Below are 22,754 nucleotides of genomic sequence, written 5' to 3'. Positions count from 1 at the left end.
TCTGGAGAATGACAGACTATGTTCGTGAAGAATATTCAAGATTTCTTTTATTCCATCACCTGTTACTGCTGACAGTGCAAAAGGCATCTTCTTGCATACAGAAGTCAATTCATTTTTTTTCTTTTGAAGAGTACTGCTATCTATAATATCAATTTGTGAGAGAGCTACTATTTCTATCTTATTACTAAGCTGGTGCCCATAAGCAGAAATTTCGTTAGCGATAGTTTCATAGGCTGAGCAGACATCTTCTTCTGCTACTGAAATGAGATGCAGTAATATATTTGTACGTTCTACATGACGTAAAAAACGATCTCCAAGGCCAGCACCTTTATGAGCATCTTTGATAATTCCAGGGATGTCAGCTATGATGAAGTCATGATTATTTACTGTTGTTAGACCAAGATTTGGATATAAGGTTGTAAATTTATAATTTGCAATTTTAGGTCTTGCTCGTGTTGTAGATGCTAGAAACGTAGATTTGCCAGCATTTGGCAATCCAATTAATCCAATATCTGCAATTAATTTTAACTGTAACCAAATTGTTTTTTCTAAGCCAGGCATACCAGGATTCGCATAATCAGGAGCTTGGTTTGTAGATGATTTGAAGGAACTATTCCCGAAACCACCATTTCCTCCAGTAGCTAATAAAAAACGTTGGCCTTCTTTGTTAAGATCGCAAATGAGACTTTCTCGATTTTCTTCGAAAACTTGTGTTCCTACAGGAACTTTAATCGTAACATCAGAACCTTTTGCACCATTACGGTTACGGCCCATCCCAGGTACACCATTTTTTGCTTTAAAGTGTTGTTGGTAACGAAAGTCTATTAGTGTGTTAAGACTGTGAACTGCTTCAATCCATACGTGACCGCCACGACCACCTGAACCCCCATCAGGTCCACCGAATTCAATAAATTTTTCTCGCCTAAAGGAAACACTACCTGCTCCACCATTACCCGACTTTATATAGACCTTAGCCTCGTCGAGGAATTTCATTTTGACCTTGCCGATATTCTAACACCGTCATAATTAACTCTAATTTTAGTTAACGGTAACTTTTTAATAATCAAATAAAATCTTTTAAAAAACACAGACATCAACAATAAAATATATACTTGAAGATATTTTTTATTTGACTGCAAATTTATGTTATCCCACTGCACTTACTAGCGATTAACTTATAATTAATACTTAGTTCACGAATGCGAATTTAATAGGAAAGAATGCTTTTTTAATTTTTCATCAAAGTTAATATCATTCGCATGACAACTTAACTATATAAATTATGTTTTTCGCATATCACATAATTAGAATAGAACACCTACACATAAACCTCAATTTAGATCGCAGTTTCCTTTGGAAGAATAGATACATATGAACGACCTTGTGAGCGCTTGCTAAACTTAACATTGCCATTAACAAGAGCAAACAGAGTATGATCTTTTCCCATTCCAACATTATTTCCAGGATGAAAACGAGTTCCTCTCTGTCGTACAATTATATTACCTGCAATCACAGCTTCGCTACCAAATTTTTTTACGCCAAGCCTTTTTGATTGTGAATCGCGTCCGTTCTGTGAAGAACCACCCGCCTTTTTTTGTGCCATTACAGTTTCCTTTTTTAATTTTTCCTTCATATCGTATAAATCAGGAAGGTATAATATCTGTCACGCGTACAACTGTCATATGTTGGCGATGACCACGAGTTCGTTTAGAATTTTGGCGACGACGTTTTTTAAAAATGATAACTTTCTTACTTCTCATTTGTTTAACAACTTCGGCTTTAACACAAGCGCCATCTACAAAAGGGGAACCTATATGAAAATCTTCATCCATTCCGATAGCTAATACTTCATCAAAGTTAATGGTCTCTCCATCTTTTGCGTTAATTTTTTCAATTTCTATAATGTCATTGGCGGCTACGCGATGTTGCTTTCCTCCGGCCTTTATAACCGCAAACATTTCTTATCCTTTCACTATCAAGAGTTTTTATAATGTTTAGTGTATTTTATATGTCTATATATTAAATACTTGCCAAGAAAGTTTAAATTATTTTCTGGAATATAAGTAATTATGGTTATATCATAATCTATGAAATTCATAAAATAATACCTATATAGATAGCTACTTGAACCTGTATTCTCTGTCAAGATAGGGATGCAAGAAGAATATATATTATTTAAATATTCATCGATGTTTGGTATTGAGAATAAAACATTTGCAATACTGGAGAGATGGCAGAGTGGTTGAATGCACCGCACTCGAAATGCGGCATACTGTAAAAGGTATCGAGGGTTCAAATCCCTCTCTCTCCACCAGACCTTTGAAGAATATATGAGTTATTTATCTCAGGGAAAATGTAAGGCTCTATATTAAGGTGTTATCCATTTTATATAGAAAAATGCTGAATTTATCGTTCATAATAATATATCAATACTTAACTTGTACGACTTCAGTTAAGAAAGTAATAAATGAGGAGTTCTCATTTTTAGAATATTAGTATTATATCCTTATTTACATGTCTTAACTAAAGATCAGTATTAGACTTGGTCGATTTGTTCAGTTGCTAAGTGTTTCAAAAAAATCTTTCATACGTGAAAAGAAACCTACAGACTCAGGATGATTTTCTTTAGATGATAATTTTTCAAACTCTTCCAAGAGTTCACGCTGGCGTTTTGTTAGCTTCTGAGGAGTTTCAATTCGAATTTGTACGTATAGATCTCCTTTTTGACTAGAATTCATTACAGGCATGCCTTTTCCTTTAAGACGAAATTGCTTTCCTGCCTGTGTTCCTTCAGGTACAGTGACGCGTGAGTGTGTAGCGTCAAGAGTTGCAACATCAAAGGTTCCGCCAATTGCTGCTGTTGTCATAGAAATAGGGACAGTACAGTATAAATTAGCGCCATCCCTTTGAAAAAATTGATGTGGCTTTACAGATACAAATATATAAAGATCACCTGGACGTCCACCTTGTAAACCAGCTTCTCCTTCACCAGATAATCTGATGCGTGTTCCATCCTCTATTCCTGATGGTATATTTACTGATAAAAGTTTTTCTTCTGATACACGACCTTGTCCATTACACTTGGAACAAGGATCAGTAATTATTTGTCCATGTCCATGGCAAGCTGGACAAGTACGTTCGATAGAAAAAAAACTTTGAGCGGTTGTGTAAACTCTTCCAGAGCCATTACAAAGTTTACAGACTTGAGGATTTGTACCTGGTTTTGCCCCAGAACCAGAGCAATTGTCACATTTTATAGAAGTAGGAACACGAATTTGTACTGTTTTCCCAGAGAAAGCCTCTTCAAGAGAAACCTCAAGATTATAACGAAGATCTGCGCCAGGCTCTCTTCCATTTGAAGAAGATCGATTTCGTTGACGCCCACCTCCCATTATTTCACCAAAAATATCTTCAAAAATATCAGAGAAAACTCCGCCACTGCCCATATTGGCATGAAAATTTCCATTGCCCATGCCTCCTTGCTCGAAAGCAGCATGGCCATAACGATCATAAGCAGCACGTTTTTGAGGATCTCTAAGAGTTTCGTATGCTGTATTTATTTCTCTAAATTTTTCTTCTGCTTCAGGGTTATTCTGATTTTTGTCTGGATGATATTTCATCGCTAGTTTGCGGAATGCGCTTTTGAGTTCTTTTTCACTGGCTGTCCGTCCTACACCGAGGACTTCATAAAAATCAGCTTTTGCCATCTAATGTATTCTCCAATGATGGAAATCCAGATACTTATGTAACTGGATTCCTTTCAATGTTTTGTTATTTTTTAATAAAGACTAGGCTGTTTTTTTGCCATCCTTAATTTCTTCATAGTGGGCGTCAACAACATCATCTTTTGTATCCTTTGGGATATCATCCGATGTTGGTTTAGCTTTCTGTGTTTCATAAATAGCTTGTCCAAGTTTCATTGAAACTTCTAGAAGTTTTTGTGTCTTGGTTTTAATATCGCTAATATCAGATTCTTGAGCACTAATTGCAGTCCGAAGATCATCCATTGCCGTTTTTATTGCTTTTTGGTCTTCTTCAGAAATCTTATCCCCATGTTCTCCTAGAGATTTTTCTGTGGAATGTATCAAACTTTCAGCTTGATTCTTCGTTTCAACAGCATCACGACGCTTTTTATCTTCTTCAGCATGAGCTTCAGCATCTTTAACCATTTTTTCAATTTCATCATCAGATAGGCCACCAGATGCTTGAATACGAATTTGCTGTTCTTTTCCGGTACCTTTATCTTTTGCAGAAACTTGTACTATTCCATTAGCGTCAATGTCGAAGGTCACTTCTATTTGAGGTATACCTCGAGGAGCAGCTGGAATACCAACCAAATCGAATTGTCCTAATAACTTATTATCAGCTGCCATTTTTCTTTCACCTTGACTGACACGGATTGTAACAGCAGTTTGGTTATCATCGGCAGTAGAAAATACTTGGGATTTTTTTGTAGGAATTGTACTGTTCCGTTCAATCAAAGGAGTAAACACTCCACCCATTGTTTCAATACCCAGAGATAAAGGTGTGACGTCAAGAAGAAGGACATCCTTTACTTCTCCTTGGAGGACACCGGCTTGTATAGCTGCTCCTATCGCCACTACTTCATCCGGATTAACTCCTTTGTTAGGAGCTTTACCAAAGAAGTCTTCAACTACTTTCTGAATCTTCTGTACACGTGTCATGCCGCCCACAAGAATGACTTCGTCAATATCTTCAGCAGATAATCCAGCATCCTTAAGGCAGGCCTTACAAGGATTAATTGTACGCTGAATGAGATCGTCAACGAGACTTTCAAATTTGGAACGGGTTAACTTCATAGTCAGGTGTTTAGGACCTGTGTTATCAGCGGTGATAAAGGGTAAATTGATCTCAGTTTGCTGGGATGAAGATAATTCAATCTTTGCTTTTTCTGATGCCTCTTTCAAACGTTGAAGTGCTAGTTTATCATTCTTGAGATCTATACCAGTTTCTTTTTTAAATTCGTCCCGCAAGTACTCTACAAGACGCATATCAAAGTCTTCACCGCCTAAGAAAGTGTCTCCATTTGTTGCTTTTACTTCAAAAACGCCGTCGCCAATCTCTAGTATTGAGATATCAAAAGTTCCTCCACCAAGATCAAATACAGCAATAGTTTGTCCGTCTTTTTTTTCAAATCCGTAGGCCAATGCAGCTGCTGTTGGCTCATTTATGATGCGAAGTACTTCAAGACCTGCTATGCGCCCTGCGTCTTTGGTTGCTTGTCGTTGAGCATCATTAAAATATGCAGGAACTGTAATAACGGCTTTTTCAACTTTTTCGCCAAGATAACTTTCAGCAGTTTCTTTCATTTTTTGTAGAACCATTGCTGATATTTGCGATGGGGAGTAACCTTTCCCTTGAGCTTCAACCCAAGCGTCTCCAGTTTCTCCTTTAATAATTTTGAAAGGCACCAGTGTTTTGTCTTTTTCTACAGTTTTGTCCTCGTAGCGTCTTCCAATGAGTCGTTTAACTGCAAAAAGTGTATTCTCTGGGTTTGTAACAGCTTGACGTTTTGCAGGTTGTCCAATCAGGCGTTCTTCTTCTTCTGTAAAAGCAACCATAGATGGTGTTGTGCGTGCACCTTCGGCATTTTCAATAACCCTTGCGTTCTTGCCGTCCATAACAGCAACACAAGAATTAGTAGTGCCTAGGTCAATACCAATGACTTTTGCCATATCGTTTTCTCCTTTAAGCAGGCTGTCTGGACCCCACATGGGCATTCCCGCCGACAGCCCCTAATATGAATAATAGTGGGTGAACGCAGCTTAATGCGATTATGCAACAGATATAAGAAGTGTCTTTCATCACTGCAAGGAGCATTTAGTCTATAGAAACGAGCAAAATGAATTTCTATTTATAAAACATGTTTAATGTCCCATAATAATATCAAGAAGGGTGGTTTGTCCTCCTTGCTGTGTACTTTTATCATTATTGGTTCCAATAGAATGTTCTGCTTCTGGAAGAGATTGGGGAAACTGTTTTTCATACGGATGTTCTAAGGAGTCATTTTGCGGGTTTTCAGGAAGAGGTATAGCCTCATTATTGGATCCTTCGGGATCAGCAGATGATGGCGGTGAATACATCTCTTCAGTATCAAGATGAGAAGAAGTTTGATTTTTGACACCTAATGCTTTGTAAAGCATATCAACAAGAGTTTCTTGACTTTTGCTACTTTCTTCATTTTGTTGGAAAATTTTTTCAGTTCCCAGTAGAGGGATTGGAGAAATTCCAGAATGTGCCGCTATCATAAAACTTCTCCAGGCCTTAGCAGGTAATCCTCCGCCTGTCACTCTTTTCATAGCTTTTCCATTATCATTACCGAACCAGACACCGACTGTTAAATTGGCAGTATATCCTAAAAAAAGAGCATCACGAAAAGTTTGTGTTGTTCCAGTTTTACCAGCGGCTTGCCAATCTTTTAAGATAGCCGTTCTCCCTGTTCCTTTGTTAATAACTTGTGCCATCATTGAATTCATTTCTTCAACTACAGACTTAGAAAGTACACGAGGAGGGTTGTTATAATTAACATTATATAAAACTTTGCCAGTCGTCGTCATAATGCGCTGAATAATATGAGGTGTTGCTTTGTAACCACCATTCATAAGAGGAGTATATGCTGCTGTTAGCTCTAGAAGAGATACTTCTGAAGTTCCAAGAGCAATAGAAGCATTAGCTTGTAGATCAGATTCTATACCCATGCGATGAGCGATCTTAACAACTTTATCAGGGCCAATTTCTATTACAAGTTGTGCAGCAATTGAGTTAAGAGAATTCAAGAGTGCTGTTGTCAAGGTTACAGGTCCACGATATTTATGATCATAGTTTTGAGGTGTCCAATTTCCAATACGTACAGGTTCATCATTACGTATAGAATCAGGAGTAAGGCCTGCTTCCAAAGCTGCTTCGTAGAGAAAGGTTTTAAAAGCTGAACCAGGTTGACGTTTGGCTTTTACTGCACGATTAAATTGACTTTCTTTATAATCGCGCCCACCAACCAAAGCTCGGATCGCTCCCGAGGCATCCAAAGCAACAAGAGCTGCCTGAGATACATTAAGTTTAGAACCTTCTTTCTGTAATAACGTAACCAGTGTTTTTTCAGCGACCTTTTCTAATTTCATATTAAGTGAAGTTTCTACGATGAGGTCTTCCTTATTTTGGGGTACTAAACTTTGTATTTGATCAATAACCATATCAACAACATAATGTTCTGCTCCTGACCTTTTTCTTTTTGCCTTTTCTGAGGATTGTAATATCGCGGTATTTTTTTCAGTTTCTGTTATGAAACCCTGTTGAAGCATGGAATTGAGGACAATTTTAGCACGGTCATTGGCTGCTTTAGGATCACGTTCTGGAGAAAGTCTAGAAGGTGCTTTTAGAATACCTGCTAAAATAGCTGCTTCACCAAGTGTAACATCTCGAGCTGATTTTGAAAAATAATGTCGAGCAGCTGCTTCTATACCGTATATATTTGAACCAAAAAAAACGTGTTGAAGATACATTGTTAGGATCTGATCTTTGGTATATTTATGCTCTAGCCATAAAGCTAAAAGTACTTCCTGAACTTTTCTCTCGATTGTTCGATCAGGAGATAAAAAAAGGTTTTTTGCTAATTGTTGAGTGATAGTGGAACCACCTTGCACAGTATGTCTGTTAATAATATTAATTACCAAAGCACGCAAAAGTCCAATAGGATCTATTCCTAGATGCTCATAAAAACGTTTGTCCTCAATAGCGATAATCGCTTCCGGAATATATGGAGAGACATTTTCTAAAGATAATGTTCCACTATTAGTACTACCTCTATTAGCAATTAATGAGCCGTCTTCTGCTAAAATTTTTATGTTTGGAGCACGATCAGGAATTACCCAAGTGGTAGCACTTGGCATACGGGCACCATAATAAAGAGCAATTGCAATGATCCCTATAACTGTCCATATTATTAAAATAACCCCCCAATAAAAGATTGATCGTGTAATTTTCAGAAAATTTTGAGATTGATTTCGATCGATCTTTAGTGTTTCATTAGGGTTATGCTGTAAACGAATATCTCCTGACATAATTTTTATTTATAATTCACCCCTACAAGTAAGCGTAGCGACATTTATTTTTTAGGTCTCCATTTTTTATTAGTTTGCAAAAAGCTTTCTTTTTTGAGAAAAGAACCTTGAAGACGATGTAATACTTTTAGTCAAGAATCCACATAGATAAATTATTTTATAGATTATAGCTAGAAGTATAATGAAAAGGATTTAAGGATTAGAAAAAATTTCTGAGTAACGATTTAAATCTTGTAAAGGTTTAGAAAATGGCTTTTATACGGTAAAAAATCTTTATTTAAAGCTTGCAAAAATTGGTAATAAATATTTTATATAAGACTAATAATTTATTAGTGTTTATTGAAATGCAACTTCAACTTATAAAGCGGTGTTCTTCTGGAAAGATTCCAGACTTTTTCTTAAAAGTTGTTCTATAAATTTTAAAAAATTATCATCATTCGAAGTCTTTTGGAAAAAGTTATGACTACTATTCGTGTACATGAAGGCGATATTTCATTTAGTGCTGCTATGAGCTATACTCAATCTATAGCTGTTGATACGGAAACGCTTGGATTGGTTCCTCATCGGGATCGTCTTTGTATTGTGCAGCTTTCTCCCGGGGATGGAACAGCTGATATTATTAGGATTGCTTCAGGTCAGAAAGAAGCTCCTAATCTTGTAAAGCTATTAGCAGATCCTTCTAGTGAAAAGATTTTTCATTACGGTCGTTTTGATATTGCAGTTTTGTTTTATGCTTTTGGCGTGATGACAGAAAAAATTTTTTGTACAAAAATAGCTTCGCGTTTAACAAGGACCTATACCGACTATCATAGCCTTAAAGATAATGTAAAAGAATTTCTAGGGCGTGATATTTCTAAATTACAACAGTCTTCTGATTGGGGGGCTGATGCCTTATCTTCAGAACAGCTTGAATATGCTGCTTCAGATGTAATTTACTTACATGCTTTACGCGATAAGTTGGTGCTGCGACTCGAGCGTGAGGGGCGTATAGAGTTGGCTAGGTCCTGTTTTCAATTTTTGCCGAGTAGGGCTAGGTTAGACTTATTGGGTTGGGATAAAGTAGATATTTTTGCTCATAGCTAGCTAATAAGGTATATATAAGTTCAGAAAAAGATTGTCTTAATCTATGTGCAATGCCTGATCACATGAAGTTTAGAGCTAGAATTAGATTACTATTTGGTTGCGAGGAAGATTTTTAAGTGTTCTGTTATAACCTCAAAAGCACTCTAGAATTTTGAGCCTTAATGAAGCCTATGGTAGGATGCATACCTTTTCCTGCTTGAATTTTCTACATTTTCGATTTCACAAGACGATAAGGATTAATAAAAGATTATCCTGTTTAGGCTAATCCTTTATTAGTGAAAATCTGGAGCGGGCGAAGGGATTCGAACCCTCGACCCCAACCTTGGCAAGGTTGTGCTCTACCTCTGAGCTACACCCGCACAAGCTTAACAAGCTTGTTATATAACTTTTAAAAATCATATATCGCTTAAATATTATTGTGATGCAATAGTAAAATTAAACGAAGTCTTGCAAGAAGACTTTAAAATTGATTTTTTATAAAGGTGGTAATTATAAACTCCTTTTCGATTTTCCTAAGGTAAAGCAATTTTTTCGTGTACATGTTTGAAAAGCTTATGGATTTAATTTAATAGTACTATGTACATGTTAAGAACAGAAGCAAGACTTATCCATGCTATATAAGGAATAAATAGTATAGAAGAAATTCGATCACGCGTCCATTGGTATACTATATATAGTAAAATAACCAAAAAAGTTATTAAAATAATAGATAAAGCCATCTTTGGATTATGCATACCAAAAAAGATTGGCGACCATGTAAAATTGAGAACCATCTGTAAAATCCACAGCCCAAAAGAAAGAGAAAGCCCACTTTTTTCATATGTTCTTATTCCTGCAATGGCAATAAGAATATAAAGTACAGTCCAAATTGGACCAAAAACCCAATTTGGTGGATTAAAAGGTGCTTTATTCAATGATATATACCACTGATCTGGCATATTTTCTTTTCCTATAAAAAGTCCACAACTTACTATGAAAACTATAAAAAATACCCTCATAAAAGATTTCTGCATATAAATGTCCTTATTTTATTACTCGTCCATTTTTGACATCATAAAACATGCTTTATTAATAAACAACCTTAGGTTATTAAAAATAAATTAAAATTCTTTCATAAGGAGATATAATATTTTTTACTTGATTTCTGGTGTCATAAATAGGAAATAATCACATTTTAAATTACTTAATAATGACGTTTTAACTTACAAAAAAAGAAGCCATCTGTATTCGTGGATGCAGGAGTCATATTTAATCCTCCGTCTTTGAAAAAATGAGGTTGCAGTGCCTTGATATCGAATAATGAATGCCAATCTTTTATAGCTGGAACAATACGAAATTGAGGATGGGTATTCAAAAATTTTTGAATTTGTATAATATTTTCTTGAGGGAGTATAGAACAGGTAACATAAATTAAATGACCATTGATTTTAACAAATTTAGAGGCTTGGTTAATGATTGTTTCTTGTTGAAGGATTCTTTTCTCAAGGCTTTGTTCTGATAATCGCCATTTCATATCTGGATGTCGTCGCCATGTTCCACTTCCAGAGCAGGGAGCATCAATGAGTACGGTGTCGAAATGTTCTTGTAAAGGCAGAAGCGTTGATAATCTGCTATGGACCTGAACATTGTGTATTCCCGCGCGTTTTATTCGCTCGATAATAGGCGCTATTCGGCTTTTGTCTGAATCCCATGCATGAATTTGGCCTTTATTCTTCATGAACATAGATAATGCAAGGGTTTTCCCTCCACCGCCAGCACAAAAATCCAGAACTTGCCTTCCTTTTGTAAATGCTGTTAGTTGTGAAGCTATTTGTGAGCCCTCATCCTGAATTTCAAACCAACCTTTATGAAAAGAGATCTCAGTTGTAATCTTAGGCAAATACGATTCTTTTTGAGTTGCAGGTATGCGTAGTCCAAATTGAGATATGGTTGAATAGCCTATTTTAAAATGTTCAAGAGTTTTGTGAAGTTTTTCACGAGTAATTTTTAGTATATTTGTCCGCAAATCTAAAGGTGGACGTTGTGCTAATTCAGTTGCTTCTTTGAGCCAACTAGATCCAAAATTCAATTGAATTGAAGATTTTATCCATTCTGGAATGTCTGCTTGAATGTGATCAGGTGCATTTTTTAATTGATGTGAATTAAAAGCTGACAGCATAGACTGTGTTGGCAATGGTGGTGCAAAATGATCACTGGAAAGTTTATGGATAAGTTCTTGAGGATTAATTCCCCATTCACGAAATATAATGCCATACACTAATGCTTGAGAGCTGTCATCATTCATAAGATAACAACTTGAAAGGCGTTTTCTTAAGCTGTCATAGACAATATTGCTAATAACAGCACGGTCGCTGCTTCCTGCAAAACGATGAGAAATACCCCAGTCTTTCAAAGTATTTTTGATAGGTCGATTGTGATTTTTTATATTTTCTAGTATTTCAATAGCAGCTGCAAGCCGTCCACCCAGACGCATATCCAGGTTCCTTTCCTTTAAGTGATAATTTAGATTGTAAATACTAATATTTACGCAATAAATTTTTGAAGAGTAAAGGGATAGGATTGAAGAAATAAAAATTCTAAATATTTAAAATGAAAATTTCTGCAAAAGGTATTATTAAATAGATAGAATTTTTCATGAATGTTTTGGTTTAAATAATGCACCCATCTATTAACTTTGAGGATAATCCTATAGATTTGAATCCTGTTGAGAGAGCCAATTGGATTGTTGTTCTGCCTCTTGGTGCATATGAGCAACATGGTCCGCATTTACCGTTTAATACGGATAATGTTATTGTCTCTGGTTTATTAGAAAGGATTAAGATAATTCTACCTTTTGAATTACCGGTTACTTTTATGCCAGTAGAGTCGATTGGTTATTCAATTGAACATATGAATATTCAAGGCACAAAAACTTTTTCTTATGTCGAAGCTATAGAGCGTTGGCTAGGAATTGCTCAACAAGTTCGGAACCTTGGGATACGTAAGTTTGTTATCTTAAATGCACATGGAGGGAACTCAGCAATTATTTCTATTGTTATCACAGAAGCACGAGTTCGATTTTCAATGCTGGCAGCAGCTACAAGTTGGACACGCTTAAATATAGATAATGAAGGTATCTCATCTAAAGAGAGAGAAATTGGAATCCATGGAGGAGAGATGGAGACCAGTTTAATGTTGGCGCTTAAACCTCATCTAGTCAAAATGGATCTGGCTCAAAATTTTTTTTCTAGGCAGGGAGAGCTTCTAGAAAAATTTAAATATCTACGTGCTTACGGCTTACATCCATTCGGTTGGATGATGACGGATTTAAATCCCCAGGGAGTTGTTGGTAATGCTACGACTGCTACGCCTGAAAAAGGCGAGCAACTCATATCTCATATTTCTGAGAGATTTATAGAATATCTTAAAGAGATTCATATTTTTGATTTAAAAATCATAGATTGATTGGTTTAAAATGATGATATTTATTCAATTCTTTATATATGAAAAATAAGTTATGCTAGCTCTTATCAAGTACAGCGCGTGACATGATTTGTGCAGTATAATCTACTATTGGTACAATACGGGCGTAGTTAAGTCGTGTTGGGCCAATAACACCAACAGCTCCGATTATCTGATCTCTTTTGTTAGAATAACCGGCGATCACGAGAGAGGAACCAGATAATGAAAAAAGTTTGTTTTCTGAACCAATGAAAATGCGTACCCCTGGACTGCTTTCAGTCAGATGAAGCATTTCTATGAGAACCTCTTTTTTCTCTAGATCATCAAATAAAAGTCGTAATCGCTCTAGATCTGTTGGTTCAATTCCTTCTAACAGGTTCGCTCGACCTCGTATAATTAAACTTGATGGTTTACCTTCATCTTTTTGTGCTCCTGACCAAACAGCAAGTCCGCGTTCTACTAAGTCATGAGAGAGCGTATCAAGTTCGCGTCGTACTTCATCTTTTAATTTTTCCAATTTAAATCTGAAAGCTGAAAAGGTTTGTCCAACTATTTGTGCATTGAGAAAATTTGCAGCTTCAATAAGTTGTGACGAAGTAATTCCAGTAGGAAGATTAATAATACGATTTTCTATTTGATCACTTTCTCCTACAATCACTGCCAATGCTTTTGTGGAATCAAGTCGGATAAATTCTATATGTTTAAGAACTAAATCGCGTTTTGTAGTGAAAACCAAGCCAGCACCACGTGAAATACCTGAAAGTACTTTGCTTGCTTTACTCATAACTTCTTCCAGAGATTTATTAGATTCGCTATTGCCGATCTGATTCTCTACCTCAAGCTGATCTTCTTCTGATAATTCTCGTGTTTGCATGAATGTATCTAAAAAGAAACGTAAGCCAAGTTGTGTTGGTAAGCGACCAGCACTAACATGTGGTGAATATATTAATCCAAATAGCTCCAGATCACTCATGATATCACGTACAGAGGCTGGTGAGAGCGATACAGATAATAGTCGTGATAGGTTACGTGATCCTAAAGGTTCACCTGTTTCCAAATAACTTTCAACTATTCGACGAAAAACTTCTCGATCACGATCGTCTAATGAAGAAAACATTTCATAGTTTGATGTTTCTTTGTCGTCCATACGAATATCTTTCTTGGAATTGAAGCAGCAATATGGTAATCATTTATAAAATAAATAGCAAGACTTCATTCATTTAGCATGAAATTTTTAAAAGCATCTCTTTACTTCTTGCTTTTTTCTCTTGAAAACAGTTACAAATATTCAAGACTTTACTGAGGAGTAAATTATGCGTTTATCAGGTAGAAGAAAAGATCAAATGCGTGAAGTGTCTTTTATTCGTCAGTATTCCAAACATGCTGAAGGTTCTTGTTTAATCAAATTTGGTCAAACTCATGTATTGATCACTGCTTCACTTGAAGAAAAAGTCCCCCCTTGGTTGCGTCATGGTGGTCGAGGTTGGATAACTGCTGAGTATGGGATGTTACCTCGTGCAACAGAAGAACGTATGAGGCGTGAATCTGTCAGCGGTAAGCAAGGAGGACGTACTCAAGAAATTCAGCGTCTTATCGGTCGCTCATTACGCGCTATTGTTAATCTTGAGATGTTAGGTGAACGACAGATTGTCGTGGATTGTGATGTCATACAAGCAGATGGTGGTACCCGTACGGCAGCAATAACAGGAGCATGGGTTGCTTTGCACGATTGTCTGAAATGGATGGAAGCTCGTGGTATGGTTAAGGTATCGCATGTTCTAAAAGATCATGTCGCTGCTGTTTCTTGCGGTGTATTTTCCAACCAGATAATGATAGATCTTGATTATTCAGAAGATTCTAAAGCTGAAACAGACGCTAATTTTGTTATCACTGGTTCTGGTAAAATAGTTGAAATTCAAGCAACAGCTGAAAGAAATGCATTCTCTCAGGAAGAATTTTCTGATATGATGCTTTTAGCAGAGACTGGAATTTCTCATCTTGTTTCTCTTCAGAAACAGGTGATATCTTTAAGTGATTCTAATGCGTAAGCTTGATGGAAAAGCTATTATTGTTGCTAGTCATAACAAGGATAAGATTAACGAAATTTATAATCTTTTAAGTCCATTAGGGTTTTTGATTAAATCTTCTGCAGAACTAAATTTGATAATACCAGAAGAAACAGGGACAACTTTTGAGGAAAATTCTGTTATAAAGGCATTATCAGCTGCTAAAGCTTTGAAAATTCCAGCTCTTTCTGATGATTCTGGTCTTGTTGTGGATGCTCTTGATGGAAATCCAGGAGTATATAGTGCTAGGTGGGCTGAAACTCTTAATGGAATTCGCAATTTTTCTATGGCCATGGAAAAGATAGAAAGGGACCTTTTTCATAAAGGTGCTAACGATTTTTATTCTCGCTCTGCACAGTTTGTTTCGGTTTTATGTATCGCTTGGCCAGATGGTCATGTAGAAATTTTTTCTGGAATAGTAAAGGGAACAATTGTATGGCCTCCACGTGGAGAAAATGGTTTTGGATATGATCCTATTTTTCAACCAAAAGGGCATAGTCGTACTTTTGGTGAAATGACATTGGAAGAAAAAAATGCCTTTATAGTAGGTCAACGTGAGGAACCGCTTTCACATAGAGCTCGGGCGTTCAAGCTTTTTATTGAAAATTGTTTGTGACATGAAATGAATGAAAAAAACTTTTCTCTTTTCCCTTTGAATTTAGAACGTTCTAATTTAAGTATTTACGTTCATTGGCCTTTTTGTGTTTCAAAGTGTCCTTATTGCGATTTTAATAGCCATGTAAGAACTAAGTTAGTTGATCAGGAGCGTTTTGTTCAAGCTTTTCTTCTTGAAATGACTCGGATGCGACAATTAAGTGGTCCTAGAACAATTACCAGCATTTTTTTTGGCGGAGGTACTCCTTCTCTTATGGAGCCGAAGAGTATCGGGTCTATTCTTGAAGGCATTGCAAGATGTTGGCATGTGCCTAATTTAGATATTGAAATTACCATAGAGGCGAACCCATCCAGTGTAGAATTAGAGCGTTTTCATGAATATAGAGCGGCAGGAGTTAATCGTGTCTCACTTGGGGTCCAAGCCCTTGAAGATGAAGCATTACAATTTCTTGGTCGTACACATAGTGTTGCTGATTCTCTAAAAGCTATTAAATTAGCGCGTGAAGTTTTTCCGCGTATGTCTTTTGATCTTATATATGCTCGGCCCGGTCAAACTATAGATGGATGGGATTTGGAGCTTAGGCAAGCGATCTCTTATGTAGTTGATCATATTTCATTATATCAATTAACAATTGAGGTAGGTACACGTTTTTTTAATTTACATAAAGCAGGTAAACTGATAATGCCTGACGAAGAATTATCTGCTCGTTTTTATGAACTGACTCAGGAAATTACGTTGTCACATGGACTCCCTGCCTATGAAATATCTAATCATGCTCAGTTGGGAGCTGAGAGCACCCACAACCTTACCTATTGGCGATATGGTGATTATGTTGGAATTGGTCCAGGAGCGCATGGTCGTATTAGTATAGATACTTTCAGAATAGCAACAGCTACAGAAAAAAATCCTGAACATTGGGTTTCAATGGTTGAGAGTAAAGGTCATGGTATCATTGAGCAAGAATATTTGAGTCCTGAAGAGCAAAGTGATGAATTATTGTTGATGGGATTAAGATTACATGAAGGCATTGATATAAATCGTTGGCAGCAATTATCTAGACGTAGCTTAAATGCTGAGCGTGAGAAGGAGTTGGTTGATCTTGGATTCATTGAGCGTATAAATTCTTCAAGGTTGAAATGCACACCGTCTGGGATGATGATTCTTGATGCAGTTGTTGCAGATCTAACACGATGATATAAAAGATCATTACAAACTAGTTTATGTACTTGATATATTGATCTTATACTACGAAGAATTGATCCATGAAAATAATAAGATTGAAATTATTCTGCAATTAGTCGTTTTAATAACTCAATTTCCTTTAAAAGTTTTGTGTCTGTTTCTAGCATAGTCTCTACCTTACGAACTGCATGAAGAACAGTTGTATGGTCTCGATCTCCAAAACGACGACCAATTTCTGGAAACGAACGTGTAGTCATAATTTTTGAAAGATACATTGCTATCTGTCGAGGTTTGACTACAACACGGGTACGTCGGCTAGATAGAAGATCTTGACGTGAAACATTATAATGTCGAGAAACTAATCGTTGTATATCTTCAATTCGTATCCGCCTTGGCTCGCTGGATTTTATTAAATGAGTTAAAATTTCATCTACAAGATCTATTGTGAGAAGAGGTTCAAACGAGTGCCGAAATACAAGTTGATTAAAAGCTCCATCTAATTCACGTCCACTTGAAGTAATAGAACGAGCTACATGCACGAGAATTTCTTCAGGGATATTAAGACTTGTATCTCCTATTTGAGAGTTCTTAAGACGATTTTTAAGTATCGCAAGACGTATATCATAGTCATGAGAGCCTAATTCTAGAGAAACCCCTCCTTGCAATCGTGAACGAACTCGTGGATCTAAGGATTCTAGTTCAGAAGGGGGGCGATCTGCAGCTACAACAACTGTTTTGGCGCTATCTAGTAATGCATTTAATAAATGACAAAATTCATGTTGAATTAATTTGCCTTGTAGGAATTGCATATCATCAATCATCAGAAGATCAATATTACGTAAAGAATCTTTTAAATTGAGTGCACAATTATCTCGAATAGCGGTAGCAAAGCGCCACATGAAATATTCAGCAGTTAAATAGACTATTCGAAGACCATCTTTGTTTTCGATAGCTTCATTTGCAATAGCTTGTAAAAGATGTGTTTTCCCAAGGCCAACTGAAGCATGGATAAACAGGGGATTAAATCGAACTGTGCTTTTAGCTCCCATCTCTGCAATTGTACGAGCTGCAGCAAGCGCTACACGATTTGAAGATCCCTCTATGAATGACGAAAATGTAAAACGAGTGTCAAGTGGTGATCCAAATAAGGGGCTAACAGTTTTAGGATTTAAAGTAGAAGTAATGACATTAGAAGATATTGGTTTTAAAGGAGAGTAAGATTGTGAAGACACAGGAAGAGATGGTTTTTCAGATGAAAAACGAGTTGCAGTTCTTACAACAACATCAACTTTTAATATTGTTTTGTCTTCTTCTTGAAAAAGCTTTGTTATAATTTCAAGATAGCGATTTTTGATCCACGCTTTTAGAAAAGTAGTCGGAACGGAGAGATGAATTACATTATTTAGTATTGAATGAAATTTTAGCCTTTGAAACCAACTGGCATACACATCAGAACCAACATGATTCTTTAGGCGTAATGCCACACGCTCAAATAATAAGCTATACCTCATGTCCAATGTTTCCATTACATTATCCTGAGGCCGTGTTTCTTTTATTATTTTTACCTCATTATCTTGAGCATAAGTAGATATTTCTCTTAATTGCATCTCTTTCTGCCTTCCATAGTAAAAATTGCTACTACTTATGTCTCTTTTTACACCACTAGGTACTATGACTTTTATTTTAAAAATATCTAGATATGTTTCTGGTTCAGGCTTAAACAATAATCATAATTTATATCCTATTCTGATATCAGACAATATTTTTTCTCTAAAACAAAAAGTAGCACCATCATATTTTTGGGTATGAAAAAAATACCTCGCTTAAATTAGCTTAGGAAATTCTATCTTAGCTATTAAGTAGCTTTTAATCTTCCCTCAAAGATCTATTTAGGCAGGATCCTATGATAAGATCAATAATGATTTTTGCAGCCAATAAGCTTGTTGGGGATTGACTCTTAGGAGGAATAAGTCTTGATTTTTTTGTTATGATTAAGAATCGCTTTTGAATCAATAAGATTCAATATTTCTATGTTTTCTAAAAGCTAAAAAATAAAAATTAACGTAATTTATTTTTTTGAACATAAAAGACAAAAAATATTAAAAGTTGTAATAATTTTTCCTTTAATTCTACTATAGATTTTTTTAGATGAAAATGAAGCGACTCAGAAAACAATATAAAAGGACTAGAAAGCGTGATCTTTCTAGTCCCTTTAGCGATTCGGAAAGAGTTTAAAAAATCTAGGAAGCCATAGATACGTTCTTTATACGTTTTGCAAGGCGTGACACCGTACGTGAAGCAGTACTTTTATGCAACACACCCTTGCTCTTTGCTTTTTGGATATGGGATTCTGCAACCCTGAAGGCCTCCTTTGCAGCATCAACATTACCAGATTCAAGCGCTTCATGCACACGACGTATAAAAGAACGAACAGATGAACGACGCGATTTATTAATCAAAGTACGGCGAGAAATTTTACGTACCATCTTTCTTGCAGATACTGTATTAGCCATAAGCGCCTCTCTTTAAAAACATGTTCGATGCTTAAAAGTAGGGAGTATTAAACATTATTCAGTCTTAAATATCAATAAAAGACCTACACCCCTTCATAACATAAGGAACATCATAGCTATAGAAATACATGGTCGTCAATATAAAAATTTGTATCCCTTTTAAAAATCAATTTTGACATACTTCACAGTAAAAAGTTGAACGTCCTGCTTGCATAGTACGACGTATTAACGTTCCGCAATTTGATAGACAAGGTTTTCCCTCTCGGTTATAGACATAAAAACAATTTTGAAATGAACCTAGTGAGCCATTGACTTGTATATAGTCACGTAAAGATGATCCTCCAGCTTCGATTGCTTCAGAAATTACATTATGAATTGCTTTTTGCAATATGAACAACTTAGAATCTGGCGTTGTATTGTTATTAACTAATGTCTTCATTGTCCGCATAGGTGATAAACCTGCACGCCATAGAGCTTCGCAAACATAAATGTTGCCTAGTCCAGCGACCAATTTTTGATTGAGTAATGCGGTTTTTAATTTTCCTTTTCGACCTGTAAAATATTTTTCTAAATGGAAAACATTAAAAGAATCCTCGAGTGGTTCTGGTCCTAGATTTACAAAGGAAGGATATTCATTCACTAAGGAGCTAACTACTAGATCCATGAATCCAAAGCGACGTGGATCGTTGTATATAACACGGTACAGCAATGCTTCCTTTTCAAGATACAGTATAACGTGATCATGCTTGGAGTTTTTTGCACGTGTCTGATCAGTTTTTTCTAAGCCATCTTTTTCAACAATAAAAGATCCAGACATACCGAAGTGTATAACGATTGATAGGTTCTGCTCAAGATTAATTAATAAATATTTTGCTCGACGAGAGATATTTATAATTTTCTTATTTTTAACGCGTTCAGAAAAATTAATAGGAAAAGCATACCGTAGATGGGTACAGCGTATTTCTAGGTTAGTTATAGTCATGCCTACCATGAAGGTAAGAAGGCCACGTCTTATTGTTTCAACTTCTGGCAATTCAGGCATTATTTTAACCTTAATTATTAGAGAATGACGATTTTATTGATTACCTTTATAAATATTCTCTTTAATCTAAGCTAAAGAGAATGCTGAACATGAAAAATGTTTGTTTTGTGTTATTGGATATTGCATATGAAAATTCATGGGATTATTGATACATGTTTGTAGGTTGTAGTCTATGATTCAATAAATATAAAAGCTTTATGAAGTGCAATTTTTAAAAAGGAGTACTTTAAGTATTATTTGAAATGTTAATAGCAAATTCTAATTTTTTCTAGAAACAAGATGCTATGATTAATTTTAGAAAACAATATTTGTATAATTTTAAATCGCATATATCATGATATTACCTTTTCCCCTTAAGGAGTTAATCAATATGATCAGAAATCGTTTTGGTAATGATAGTATAAAAGATACTTCTTATCAGTTTCATAAGATACTAGGTGTAGAGAAACAAGATCTTGTTAACGATATTTTTTCTAAAGTTTCGTATCGTTATGACATTATGAATGATCTTATGTCATTTGGGCTACATAGGGTTTGGAAAAATGCAATGGTTGTAGCTCTTAATCCACCAAAATCCGCAAATTATCATGTGCTAGATGTTGCTGGTGGTACAGGAGATATCGCCTTTAGAATCATGGAAGCTTCAGAAAAGGAAGCTCAGACTTTTGTCGTTGATATAAATGATTCGATGTTATCCCTGGGCAAGAAACGAGCACGAAAAAAAGGTTTTTTTAACAATATCCATTTTATTGAAGCTAACGCTGAGGTGCTTCCTTTCAAGTCAAATAGTTTTGATGCTTATACAATCGCTTTTGGTATTCGTAATATGCCTAACATAAATTTAGTTTTACAGGAAGCATATCGAGTTCTTAAATATGGAGGTCGTTTACTCGTTTTGGAATTTTCTGAGGTTGATGTTCCAATTTTGGATCGACTTTATGATTTATGGTCATTTAAAGCGATTCCACGTTTAGGAAAGTTGGTGGCAGGCGATGATCAACCATATCAATACCTTGTAGAATCTATCAGAAATTTTCCTAAACAGGAAGATTTTGCAGAAATGATTTCTAAAGCAAAATTTTCAGATGTAGTATTTACAAATTATACAGGTGGAATTGTTGCCCTACATTCTGGATGGAAATCTTGAGGATGTAATGGGAAGCCTTAGAGGGTATTATGGGTTATTACATGTAAGCTGGATTTTAGTGAGAGAAGGAGTGGTTTCTTCTCTCCCTAGTCAGGGCTTACCCCCTATGTTAGCGTTTATAAAAAAAATTATAGGGTATTTAGCTCGTAGAAATGTAAAAGATTCTGATCAGAAAGATCGTTTGGCACGTGCCGTCGAACGTTTGGGGCCTTCTTATGTTAAAGTTGGACAATTTCTAGCTACACGTCCTGATATTGTAGGTAAAAAAATTGCTGATGATCTTTCTTTTTTGCAAGATAGAATGGATTTTTTTTCTATGGATTCTGCAAAGTCTTTTGTAGAAGCTACATTAGGACATTCAATTGAAGAATTATATTATGATTTTGGAGAACCGATTGCAGCGGCATCTATTGCACAAGTACATCCAGCAACGATTAAGACTTCAGAAGGGCTTAAGAAGGTAGCAGTAAAAATTATACGACCTGGTGTCAGGCAGCGCTTTTTTCAAGATCTGCAAGTTATGTATCTTGTTGCGCATATGCAAGAGAGGTTTATTCCTTCTATTCGGAGGCTGCGTCCAATAGAAGTAACGCGTACTCTAGAAAAATCTACTAAGATAGAGATGGATTTGCGGCTCGAGGCAGCTGCTTTATCAGAAATAGCTGAAAATACTGCACAGGACAAAGGGTTTCGTTTTCCAAAAGTGGATTGGGAAAGAACAGGCCGTGATGTCATTACTATGGAATGGATAGATGGTATTAGAATATCTGATATAGAAGGGTTGCGTATTGCTGGGTATAATTTGGAGCATCTATCGGCTACGCTGATACAATCATTTTTGCGGCATACCTTGCGTGATGGATTTTTTCATGCTGATATGCATCCTGGGAATCTTTTTGTTGATCCACAAGGTGTTATTGTAGCAGTAGATATGGGGATTACTGGAAGACTGAGTGAGAAAGAAAGGCGTTTCCTGGCTGAAATATTGTATGGTTTTATTTCTAGGGATTATCAGAGAGTAGCAAATGTTCATTTTGAAGCCGGTTACGTTCCAAGTCATCATAACCCTGCTTCTTTTGCGCAGGCGATTAGAGCTATCGGTGAACCAATCCATGGACAATCAGCTGAATCTATCTCTATGGGAAAATTACTGACTGTTCTTTTTGAAATAACAGAGTTTTTTGATATGGCTACTCGTCCTGAATTGATTTTGCTACAAAAAACTATGGTTGTTGTAGAGGGTGTTGCACGTATGCTTAATCCAAAATTTAATATGTGGCAGACATCTGAACCTGTAGTAACAGATTGGATTTACAATCATCTTGGTCCAAAGAGTGTAGTTACTGATTTGAAAGGTGGAATCAAGACAGTTCTGAAGTTTGCTCAAATGGCTCCGGAGATTTCTGTAAAAACAGAAAAATTTTCGCAGGCTGTTATAGATATAACAGAAAAGGTTTTGCATTCAGATCTTAAAAAAGAAACCCAATCTAGTGCTATAAGAACTTTCTACCATTTATCCTTACAACTTGCTTTATGGATTATTGCAGTTAGTCTGGCGTGTATGGTTATTTATTCTCAATGAGTTT

At 36.0% G+C, this 22,754-nt stretch carries 18 protein-coding genes, 2 tRNA genes and 1 pseudogene; 8 read left to right on the top strand and 13 right to left on the bottom strand.

Annotation, left to right across the window (positions count from 1 at the left end):
• Positions 1-21: 21 nt before the first annotated feature.
• The 3 genes and pseudogenes from obgE to rplU form a co-directional block, all read right to left on the bottom strand.
• Positions 22-993: pseudogene (gene obgE, locus B488_RS05880) on the bottom strand (GTPase ObgE); the annotation flags it as partial.
• Positions 994-1,336: 343 nt separating this feature from the next.
• Positions 1,337-1,603 (bottom strand): 50S ribosomal protein L27, encoded by a 267-nt coding sequence (gene rpmA, locus B488_RS05875; protein WP_015273623.1) that lies wholly within the window; start codon positions 1,601-1,603, stop codon positions 1,337-1,339.
• Positions 1,604-1,643: 40 nt separating this feature from the next.
• Positions 1,644-1,958 (bottom strand): 50S ribosomal protein L21, encoded by a 315-nt coding sequence (rplU, locus tag B488_RS05870; protein WP_015273622.1) that lies wholly within the window; start codon positions 1,956-1,958, stop codon positions 1,644-1,646.
• A gap of 266 nt (positions 1,959-2,224) precedes the next feature.
• Between rplU and B488_RS05865 the strand changes: the two genes are divergently transcribed.
• A tRNA-Ser gene (locus B488_RS05865) sits at positions 2,225-2,314 on the top strand.
• Between the two features lie 241 nt (positions 2,315-2,555).
• Here B488_RS05865 and dnaJ read toward each other — a convergent pair.
• The 3 genes from dnaJ to B488_RS05850 form a co-directional block, all read right to left on the bottom strand.
• Complete coding sequence (gene dnaJ / locus B488_RS05860) at positions 2,556-3,707, bottom strand: molecular chaperone DnaJ (protein ID WP_015273621.1); 1,152 nt, start codon at positions 3,705-3,707, stop codon at positions 2,556-2,558.
• Between the two features lie 81 nt (positions 3,708-3,788).
• On the bottom strand, positions 3,789-5,696 hold the full coding sequence (gene dnaK / locus B488_RS05855) for a molecular chaperone DnaK (protein WP_041771176.1): 1,908 nt from the start codon (positions 5,694-5,696) through the stop codon (positions 3,789-3,791).
• A gap of 192 nt (positions 5,697-5,888) precedes the next feature.
• Complete coding sequence (locus B488_RS05850) at positions 5,889-8,078, bottom strand: transglycosylase domain-containing protein (RefSeq protein WP_015273619.1); 2,190 nt, start codon at positions 8,076-8,078, stop codon at positions 5,889-5,891.
• 459 nt (positions 8,079-8,537) lie between these two features.
• Between B488_RS05850 and B488_RS05845 the strand changes: the two genes are divergently transcribed.
• Positions 8,538-9,161, top strand: coding sequence for a ribonuclease D (locus B488_RS05845; protein ID WP_041770793.1), 624 nt, complete (start codon positions 8,538-8,540; stop codon positions 9,159-9,161).
• Positions 9,162-9,445: 284 nt separating this feature from the next.
• Here the strand turns inward: B488_RS05845 and B488_RS05840 are convergent.
• The 3 genes from B488_RS05840 to B488_RS05830 all read right to left on the bottom strand — a co-directional run bounded on the left by B488_RS05840 (position 9,446) and on the right by B488_RS05830 (position 11,634).
• Positions 9,446-9,520, bottom strand: a tRNA-Gly gene (locus B488_RS05840).
• A gap of 201 nt (positions 9,521-9,721) precedes the next feature.
• Entirely contained in the window at positions 9,722-10,174 is a 453-nt protein-coding gene (locus B488_RS05835) for a TspO/MBR family protein (protein ID WP_015273617.1), read from the bottom strand.
• Positions 10,175-10,344: 170 nt separating this feature from the next.
• Positions 10,345-11,634 carry an RsmB/NOP family class I SAM-dependent RNA methyltransferase gene (locus B488_RS05830; protein ID WP_015273616.1) on the bottom strand — a complete coding sequence of 430 codons (1,290 nt, stop codon included), beginning with the start codon at positions 11,632-11,634 and terminating at the stop codon, positions 10,345-10,347.
• 179 nt (positions 11,635-11,813) lie between these two features.
• On the opposite strand from B488_RS05830, the gene B488_RS05825 reads away from it, so the two are divergent.
• Entirely contained in the window at positions 11,814-12,605 is a 792-nt protein-coding gene (locus B488_RS05825; RefSeq protein ID WP_425277623.1) for a creatininase family protein, read from the top strand.
• Between the two features lie 55 nt (positions 12,606-12,660).
• On the opposite strand, the gene hrcA is transcribed toward B488_RS05825, so the two are convergent.
• Complete coding sequence (gene hrcA, locus B488_RS05820; protein ID WP_015273614.1) at positions 12,661-13,749, bottom strand: heat-inducible transcriptional repressor HrcA; 1,089 nt, start codon at positions 13,747-13,749, stop codon at positions 12,661-12,663.
• Positions 13,750-13,915: 166 nt separating this feature from the next.
• Here hrcA and rph point away from each other — a divergent pair, with 166 nt between their 5' ends.
• The 3 genes from rph to hemW are packed head-to-tail and all read left to right on the top strand — an operon-like array spanning position 13,916 to position 16,478.
• Entirely contained in the window at positions 13,916-14,650 is a 735-nt protein-coding gene (rph, locus tag B488_RS05815; protein ID WP_015273613.1) for a ribonuclease PH, read from the top strand.
• Positions 14,643-15,284 carry an RdgB/HAM1 family non-canonical purine NTP pyrophosphatase gene (gene rdgB, locus B488_RS05810; protein WP_015273612.1) on the top strand — a complete coding sequence of 214 codons (642 nt, stop codon included), beginning with the start codon at positions 14,643-14,645 and terminating at the stop codon, positions 15,282-15,284. Before rph ends, rdgB begins: the two co-directional genes overlap by 8 nt.
• Positions 15,285-15,290: 6 nt before the next feature.
• On the top strand, positions 15,291-16,478 hold the full coding sequence (gene hemW / locus B488_RS05805; protein ID WP_015273611.1) for a radical SAM family heme chaperone HemW: 1,188 nt from the start codon (positions 15,291-15,293) through the stop codon (positions 16,476-16,478).
• An 89-nt stretch (positions 16,479-16,567) separates the two neighbouring features.
• Here the strand turns inward: hemW and dnaA are convergent, their stop codons facing one another.
• The 3 genes from dnaA to mutM form a co-directional block, all read right to left on the bottom strand.
• Positions 16,568-18,073, bottom strand: a complete 1,506-nt coding sequence (gene dnaA / locus B488_RS05800; RefSeq protein WP_015273610.1) for a chromosomal replication initiator protein DnaA — start codon at positions 18,071-18,073, stop codon at positions 16,568-16,570.
• A 633-nt stretch (positions 18,074-18,706) separates the two neighbouring features.
• Entirely contained in the window at positions 18,707-18,979 is a 273-nt protein-coding gene (gene rpsT / locus B488_RS05795) for a 30S ribosomal protein S20 (protein ID WP_015273608.1), read from the bottom strand.
• Between the two features lie 166 nt (positions 18,980-19,145).
• Entirely contained in the window at positions 19,146-20,021 is an 876-nt protein-coding gene (gene mutM / locus B488_RS05790; RefSeq protein ID WP_015273607.1) for a bifunctional DNA-formamidopyrimidine glycosylase/DNA-(apurinic or apyrimidinic site) lyase, read from the bottom strand.
• 370 nt (positions 20,022-20,391) lie between these two features.
• On the opposite strand from mutM, the gene ubiE reads away from it, so the two are divergent.
• Both ubiE and ubiB read left to right on the top strand, forming a co-directional pair.
• The gene (ubiE, locus tag B488_RS05785) at positions 20,392-21,168 is read left to right on the top strand and encodes a bifunctional demethylmenaquinone methyltransferase/2-methoxy-6-polyprenyl-1,4-benzoquinol methylase UbiE (RefSeq protein ID WP_015273606.1); all 777 of its coding nucleotides are present in this window, start codon (positions 20,392-20,394) and stop codon (positions 21,166-21,168) included.
• Positions 21,169-21,175: 7 nt separating this feature from the next.
• Positions 21,176-22,750, top strand: a complete 1,575-nt coding sequence (ubiB, locus tag B488_RS05780) for a 2-polyprenylphenol 6-hydroxylase (RefSeq protein WP_015273605.1) — start codon at positions 21,176-21,178, stop codon at positions 22,748-22,750.
• Positions 22,751-22,754: the final 4 nt, after the last annotated feature.

The sequence above is a fragment of the Liberibacter crescens BT-1 genome (genome assembly GCF_000325745.1).
Classification (GTDB): Bacteria; Pseudomonadota; Alphaproteobacteria; order Rhizobiales; family Rhizobiaceae; genus Liberibacter; species Liberibacter crescens.
This window is presented reverse-complemented; position numbering and strand designations above follow the sequence as displayed.

What these genes read in the sequence shown, in the direction of transcription:
- ubiB (WP_015273605.1), top strand. Translation starts at nt 21,176, where the DNA reads ATGGGAAGCCTTAGAGGGTATTATGGGTTATTACATGTAAGCTGGATT.
- rplU (WP_015273622.1), bottom strand. Translation starts at nt 1,958, where the DNA reads ATGTTTGCGGTTATAAAGGCCGGAGGAAAGCAACATCGCGTAGCCGCC.
- rph (WP_015273613.1), top strand. Translation starts at nt 13,916, where the DNA reads ATGCGTTTATCAGGTAGAAGAAAAGATCAAATGCGTGAAGTGTCTTTT.
- dnaJ (WP_015273621.1), bottom strand. Translation starts at nt 3,707, where the DNA reads ATGGCAAAAGCTGATTTTTATGAAGTCCTCGGTGTAGGACGGACAGCC.
- rpmA (WP_015273623.1), bottom strand. Translation starts at nt 1,603, where the DNA reads ATGGCACAAAAAAAGGCGGGTGGTTCTTCACAGAACGGACGCGATTCA.
- B488_RS05845 (WP_041770793.1), top strand. Translation starts at nt 8,538, where the DNA reads ATGACTACTATTCGTGTACATGAAGGCGATATTTCATTTAGTGCTGCT.
- mutM (WP_015273607.1), bottom strand. Translation starts at nt 20,021, where the DNA reads ATGCCTGAATTGCCAGAAGTTGAAACAATAAGACGTGGCCTTCTTACC.
- B488_RS05835 (WP_015273617.1), bottom strand. Translation starts at nt 10,174, where the DNA reads ATGCAGAAATCTTTTATGAGGGTATTTTTTATAGTTTTCATAGTAAGT.
- hemW (WP_015273611.1), top strand. Translation starts at nt 15,291, where the DNA reads ATGAATGAAAAAAACTTTTCTCTTTTCCCTTTGAATTTAGAACGTTCT.
- B488_RS05830 (WP_015273616.1), bottom strand. Translation starts at nt 11,634, where the DNA reads ATGCGTCTGGGTGGACGGCTTGCAGCTGCTATTGAAATACTAGAAAAT.
- ubiE (WP_015273606.1), top strand. Translation starts at nt 20,392, where the DNA reads ATGATCAGAAATCGTTTTGGTAATGATAGTATAAAAGATACTTCTTAT.
- B488_RS05850 (WP_015273619.1), bottom strand. Translation starts at nt 8,078, where the DNA reads ATGTCAGGAGATATTCGTTTACAGCATAACCCTAATGAAACACTAAAG.
- dnaA (WP_015273610.1), bottom strand. Translation starts at nt 18,073, where the DNA reads ATGCAATTAAGAGAAATATCTACTTATGCTCAAGATAATGAGGTAAAA.
- hrcA (WP_015273614.1), bottom strand. Translation starts at nt 13,749, where the DNA reads ATGGACGACAAAGAAACATCAAACTATGAAATGTTTTCTTCATTAGAC.
- rdgB (WP_015273612.1), top strand. Translation starts at nt 14,643, where the DNA reads ATGCGTAAGCTTGATGGAAAAGCTATTATTGTTGCTAGTCATAACAAG.
- rpsT (WP_015273608.1), bottom strand. Translation starts at nt 18,979, where the DNA reads ATGGCTAATACAGTATCTGCAAGAAAGATGGTACGTAAAATTTCTCGC.
- dnaK (WP_041771176.1), bottom strand. Translation starts at nt 5,696, where the DNA reads ATGGCAAAAGTCATTGGTATTGACCTAGGCACTACTAATTCTTGTGTT.